The sequence below is a fragment of the Clostridium sp. HV4-5-A1G genome, from assembly GCF_900184915.1.
GTDB lineage: Bacteria > Bacillota > Clostridia > Clostridiales > Clostridiaceae > Clostridium_B > Clostridium_B aromativorans.
On sequence record NZ_FXYI02000353.1, the window covers coordinates 1 to 1091 of the forward strand.

General features: G+C 27.0%; 1 protein-coding gene. It reads left to right on the top strand.

What is annotated here, in order from left to right; genetic code table 11:
- Window positions 1-103 precede the first annotated feature (103 nt).
- Window positions 104-898 carry a 3'-5' exonuclease gene (locus tag J5G60_RS18445; protein WP_229982183.1) on the top strand — a complete coding sequence of 265 codons (795 nt, stop codon included), beginning with the start codon at window positions 104-106 and terminating at the stop codon, window positions 896-898.
- Window positions 899-1091 lie beyond the last annotated feature (193 nt).

Here is a 1091-nt window from a genome sequence, read left to right on the forward strand (position 1 = left end):
AACATATTAAAAAAGTATCTGTGTAGGATAGAGAAATCTATACCAGCAGTAGTGGGTTTGGATACCCCGGAGATGTATCGGTGGAGCTCTATCATGGGGTTTATTGGGAATCCGAAGCTCTCCATTTCAATGGAGATGTAGTTCACCTGAATTAAAAAATTCAATTACTGAATATGAAAATAGTGCGGGTGAAGAAACTAAATTAGAGGAGTATTTACAACAGGTATCATTGTATACTAACGAAGATATTCAGGAAAATAGGGATAAGGTAAAAATGATGACAATTCATACAGCAAAAGGATTGGAATTTCCATATGTCTTTATTTGTGGATTTAATGAAGGAATATTTCCAAGTAGGAAAACAAATACAAAAGAAAAGATGGAAGAAGAACGTAGATTGGCATATGTAGGATTTACTAGAGCAGAAAATGCATTATTTCTAAGCGATGCGGAAGGTATTAATCGTGACGGAAGTTATAAATATCCATCAAGATTCATTTTCAATATAGATAAAAAGTATCTAAATTATGTGGTAGAATTAGAAGAAAATTTTATTGATAATGCAAATGATTTTATAACTAACTCTGAAAATATTCTCAATAGAAACAATAATATTCAGTTCAATGTGGGTGATAGGATAATTCATAAATCTTTTGGTGCTGGCAAGATTATTAAGATAGATAATATTAATTCATCTTATGTTATTAAATTTGATAATTCAGAAACATATAGTAATATTTCATTTTCTATGAAATTAGAAAATGAAAATAGTGATAATTTTAAAGATAATTCTATTGATGGACAAAAGAATTTAGAAAATAAAATAATTTTGGAGATAAAAAATGAAAGTAATAATCAAATAAAAAATTGGATAGAAAGTGCTAAAAAATATATTTGATTTTATTGAACTTGTCCCAAAAATGTGTTTTAATAAAAGAAAGTAGAATATATTTTGTTATAAAATTCATTGGATATATTTCCCAAATGTTTTATAATTATATTATGGTAAAATATAATATAAGGAGATGTATTTAATGGATAAAAAAAATATGCCTGTATCTTATACACATATGACGCTGCCGACGAAGATA